The sequence below is a fragment of the Streptomyces lancefieldiae genome (assembly GCF_031845825.1).
Lineage (GTDB): Bacteria > Actinomycetota > Actinomycetes > Streptomycetales > Streptomycetaceae > Streptomyces > Streptomyces lancefieldiae.
Map to the genome: position 1 here is coordinate 1 of NZ_JAVRFH010000331.1, position 448 is coordinate 448.

General features: G+C 75.0%; 1 protein-coding gene. It reads left to right on the forward strand.

From position 1 onward, the window contains the following. Positions 1–133 precede the first annotated feature (133 nt). Positions 134–448, forward strand: a 315-nt coding sequence (locus RM812_RS42380; RefSeq protein ID WP_394816615.1) for a polyketide synthase dehydratase domain-containing protein, incomplete at its 3' end; no start/stop codon positions are given.

Here is a 448-nt window from a genome sequence, read left to right on the forward strand (position 1 = left end):
GATTCGCGTAGTGGCCGACGGCACGGGTGCGATCAGCGTGCACTCACGGAGTGAGGGCGAAACCGGGTGGAGGCGGAACGCCGTCGGGTCCGCCGGGCACGGCACCAGGGGAGACGGCGCGGAGCGAGCCCTCGTGTCCTGGCCCCCCGCGGGCGCCGTCCGCGTGCCCTTCGACAACGAGTCCACCGGCCTCTCCGCCCCCGGCTTCGCTCACGGCACCCCAATCCGCGGGGTGCGGCAGCTGTGGCGCCGCGACGACGCTCTGTTCGCGGAGGTGGAACTCCCCGCGTCGGACGGCGTGGACCAGGGCCGGTTCCGGATCCACCCGGCACTGCTGCACGCCGCGCTGCTCCTCGCAAGCCCGGGACGGCCGGCCGACACATCATCCCCGCCCGAGGAGCGGCTGCCGTTCCGCTGCCGGGGCATCCGCCTCGACCCCACGAGGGGG